This is a genomic window from Streptomyces sp. SID3212 (assembly GCF_009865405.1).
GTDB lineage: Bacteria > Actinomycetota > Actinomycetes > Streptomycetales > Streptomycetaceae > Streptomyces.
In genome coordinates, this window is sequence record NZ_WWJY01001149.1 from 1 (window position 1) to 4,033 (window position 4,033).

Below are 4,033 nucleotides of genomic sequence, written 5' to 3' on the forward strand. Positions count from 1 at the left end.
TGTCCTGCACTGCATGTTTTACGTCGCGTTCGGGGCCTTGTTTTGTTCGGGTGCGCCTTGCGACACAAAACACGCTTTACGTTTCGGACACGACCCCTGCCCGTCCCCCTTCCAGGCCCGCGCACAAGACACAACCAGCCCGTCCGGCGTTTGAGGACATCTTTGACCCGCACCCGGCAACGGTGCAGAGGCCGAAAATCAAGCCCGTCCGGCGATTGAGGACATCGGTAAGCGCAGCCAAGCGCAACGGGCCCACGCGTCAAGACCCGTACAGGCCCTCGATCTCCGGGGCGAACTCCTTCGCGACCACGTTCCGCTTCAGCTTCAGGGACGGAGTCACATGGCCCCCCGCCTCCGTGAACTGCGACGACAGAATCCGGAACTTACGAACCGACTCCGCCTTCGACACCGCCGCGTTCCCCTCGTCCACCGCCCCCTGGATCTCCGCCAGGAGCTCCGCGTCGAGGCGGAGGGTCGCCGCCGTGGACCCGGCCGGCTTGCCCCGTTCCGTGGCCCAGCGCGCGAGGAACTCCTCGTCCAGGGTGATCAGCGCGCCCACGAAGGGCCGCCCGTCCCCCACGACCATGCACTCCGCGACCAGCGCATGCGCGCGGATGCGGTCCTCGATCACCGCCGGCGCCACGTTCTTCCCGCCCGCCGTCACCAGGATCTCCTTCTTGCGCCCGGTGATCGCGAGGTACCCGTCCTCGTCCAGCGTGCCGATGTCGCCCGTGTGGAACCACCCGTCCGCCAGCGCCTCCGCCGTCGCCGTCTCGTTGTTCCAGTACTCCGTGAACAGGTGCTCGCCGTGCAGCAGCACCTCGCCGTCGTCGGCGATCCGTACGACCGACCCCGGCAGGGGCTGCCCGACCGTGCCGATCTTCTGGCGGTCCCACGGGTTGAAGGACGTCGCGGCGCAGGACTCGGTCAGCCCGTACCCCTCCAGGACGGTGAACCCCACGCCCCGGAAGAAGTGCCCCAGGCGCTCGCCCAGCGGCGCGCCGCCGGAGATCGCGTACTCCCCGGCGCCGCCCAGCACCGCGCGCAGCTTGCTGTAGACGAGCCTGTCGAAGACGGTGTGCCGGATCCGCAGGCCCAGCGAAGGGCCCCGGGGCGTGGACAGCGCGCGGCTGTACGCGATCGCCGTCTGCGCGGCCTTGTCGAAGATCTTGCCCTTGCCGTCGGCCTGCGCCTTCGCCCGCGCCCCGTTGTAGACCTTCTCGAAGACGCGCGGCACGCCCAGGATCAGCGTCGGCCGGAACGCCGCCAGCTCCTCCGTGAGGTTCCTGATGTCGGGGACGCAGCCGAGCTTGATCGGGGCCATCACCGCCGCCACCTCGACCAGCCGCCCGAAGACGTGCGCGGCGGGCAGGAAGAGCAGGATCGAGCACTCACCCGTACGGAACAGGGGCCTGAGCCGCTCCACCACGTTCCCGCACTCGGCGAAGAAGCTGCGGTGGGTGAGGACACAGCCCTTGGGGCGGCCCGTGGTGCCCGAGGTGTAGACGATCGTCGCCGGGTCGTCGGCCTTCGCGGACGACGCGCGCGCGTCGACGGTCGCGTCGTCGACCTCCGCGCCGCTCGTGACCAGCGCCTCGACCCCGCCCTTGTCGATCTGCCACACGTCCCGCAGCTCCGGCAGCGCGTCCCGGACCGACGCCACCGTCTCCGCGTTCCCGTCGCTCTCCACGATCACCGCGACCGCGCCCGAGTCGCCCAGGACCCACTGCACCTGCTCGGCCGAACTGGTCTCGTACACCGGTACGGTCACCGCGCCGGCGGTCCAGATCGCGAAGTCGAGCCGCACCCACTCGTACCGCGTACGGGACATCAGCGCGACCCGGTCGCCCGGCCGGACACCCGCCGCGATCAGGCCCTTGGCGGTCGCTCTGACCTCGGCCAGGAACTGGACCGCGGTCACATCCGTCCAGACACCGCCCACCTTGCGGCCGAGGACGGCCACGTCGGGGTGCTGGACGGCGTTGCGGCGGATCAGATCCGTCAGATTGCCGTCCGCGGGGACCTCGTACAGGGCCGGAAGGCTGAACTCGCGCAAGACTGCTGCTCCTCATCGGGCGCCGGCGCCACGTCGGTGTGGTGCGCCGGCCGCGGTCCAAGATCGGGCAGGTGCTCGGTGGCTGCGAGCACGACCGGACCCCCGGACGTTACCCACCGGTACTGACCTACGGATAGGGGGCCCCGGCCAGATGTTCCTCGCGTCACACGACTTTGACGGTACCTCGCGCACAGTAGTCCACGCCTCCGACACCGGCGGGGTAACCGCAGGTCCGGCGCCCTCTCCCGGGCGAGGGGGCAAAGGTTCTAGGGTGATCGTCATGCGAGGCAGAGGTACGCGAGCCGGTATGCGGGTCAACGTGGTCAGTGACGTGCACGGGAACACCCGGGCCCTCGCCTCGGCCGGTGACGGCGCCGACGCCCTGGTCTGTCTCGGTGACCTCGTGCTCTTCCTCGACTACGCGGACCACGCGCGCGGGATCTTCCCCGACCTGTTCGGCGTCGAGAACGCCGACCGGATCGTCGAGCTGCGCACCGCCCGCCGCTTCGACGAGGCCAGGGAGTTCGGCCGCGAGCTGTGGGCGACGCTGGACGTCGAGCCCGCCGCCGCCATCGAAGGGGCCGTACGCCGCCAGTACGCGGAGATGTTCGCGGTCCTCCCCACTCCTACGTACGCCACCTACGGCAACGTCGACATCCCGACGCTCTGGCCGGAGTACGCCGGACCGGGCACCACCGTCCTCGACGGCGAGCGCGCCGAGATCGGCGGACGGGTCTTCGGCTTCGTCGGCGGCGGGCTGCGCACCCCCATGCGCACGCCCTACGAGATCTCCGACGAGGAGTACGCCGCCAAGGTCGAGGCGCTCGGCGAGGTCGACGTCCTCTGCTCCCACATCCCGCCGGACGTGCCCGAGCTGACGTACGACGTCGTCGCCCGCCGGTTCGAACGCGGCAGCCGGGCGCTCCTCGCCGCCCTGCACCGTACAAAGCCCCGGTACGCCCTCTTCGGCCACGTGCATCAGCCCTTCGCCCGCCGGATGCGGGTGGGCGCGACGGAGTGCGTGAACGTCGGCCACTTCGCCGCCACCGGGCGCCCGTGGGCACTGGAATGGTGACGGTCGCGGTCGCGATAGCCTGCACACCGCGTACCCAGCACTGAGGAGCACGGCGATGGCGGAACACACCAGTTCGAGCATCACGATCGAGGCGGCACCGGCCGAGGTCATGGGCGTGATCGCCGACTTCGCCCGCTATCCCGAGTGGACCGGCGAGGTGAAGGAGGCCGAGGTGCTCCAACGTGACGCCAAGGGCCGCGCCGAGCAGGTCAGACTCGTCCTGGACGCCGGCGCGATCAAGGACGACCACACCCTCGCGTACACCTGGACCGGAGACGACGAGGTCAGCTGGACCCTCGTGAAGTCCCAGATGCTGCGCGCGCTCGACGGCTCGTACCTCCTCGCGCCCGTCGGCGCCGGGGACCGCACGGAGGTCACCTACCGGCTGACCGTCGACGTCAAGATCCCGATGCTCGGCATGATCAAGCGCAAGGCCGAGAAGGTCATCATCGACCGCGCGCTCGCCGGGCTGAAGAAGCGCGTCGAATCCGTCCCCGGAGTCTGACCCGTATGCGTACGGTCCTCGTCACCGGCCCCGGCGGTGCGGGCCGTACGACGGTCGCCGCGGCCACCGCCCTGGCCACCGCCCGGAGCGGCGGCCGCACCCTCCTCCTCTCCGCCGATCCCCTCGGCACCCTGCTCGGTACGCCCCCGGGCCCCGGCCCCGCCGACCCCGCGCGGGTCGCGGACGGCCTGTGGGCCGCGCGGGTCGACTCCGGTGACCACTTCCGTACGGAACTGCTCACCCTCCAGGAACGTGTCACCCCCGCCCTCGACCTCCTCGGCGCCCGCCCGCTGCGCCAGGAGGAGCTGACCGAGCTGCCCGGCAGCGGCCAGTTCGCCCTCCTGCACGCCCTGCGCCGGGCCGCCGAAGGCGACTGGGACGTCCTCGTCGTCGACCT

4 protein-coding genes are annotated in these 4,033 nt (G+C 70.8%); 3 read left to right on the forward strand and 1 reads right to left on the reverse strand.

Going from position 1 to position 4,033, the window contains the following annotated elements; translation table 11 throughout:
* Positions 1–259 precede the first annotated feature (259 nt).
* A complete protein-coding gene (locus GT042_RS34440; protein ID WP_161312624.1) occupies positions 260–2,056 on the reverse strand; it encodes an AMP-dependent synthetase/ligase in 1,797 nt (598 codons plus the stop codon).
* A gap of 307 nt (positions 2,057–2,363) precedes the next feature.
* On the opposite strand from GT042_RS34440, the gene GT042_RS34445 reads away from it, so the two are divergent.
* The 3 genes from GT042_RS34445 to GT042_RS34455 all read left to right on the forward strand — a co-directional run.
* A complete protein-coding gene (locus GT042_RS34445) occupies positions 2,364–3,131 on the forward strand; it encodes a metallophosphoesterase (protein ID WP_161312625.1) in 768 nt (255 codons plus the stop codon).
* A gap of 55 nt (positions 3,132–3,186) precedes the next feature.
* Positions 3,187–3,636 (forward strand): SRPBCC family protein, encoded by a 450-nt coding sequence (locus tag GT042_RS34450; RefSeq protein ID WP_161312626.1) that lies wholly within the window; start codon positions 3,187–3,189, stop codon positions 3,634–3,636.
* Positions 3,637–3,641: 5 nt separating this feature from the next.
* Positions 3,642–4,033, forward strand: a 392-nt coding sequence (locus tag GT042_RS34455; protein ID WP_272925796.1) for an ArsA-related P-loop ATPase, incomplete at its 3' end; no start/stop codon positions are given.

Bases quoted from the DNA above. Each gene is read 5' to 3' on its own strand.
- GT042_RS34450 (WP_161312626.1), top strand. From the start codon at position 3,187: ATGGCGGAACACACCAGTTCGAGCATCACGATCGAGGCGGCACCGGCC.
- GT042_RS34445 (WP_161312625.1), top strand. From the start codon at position 2,364: ATGCGGGTCAACGTGGTCAGTGACGTGCACGGGAACACCCGGGCCCTC.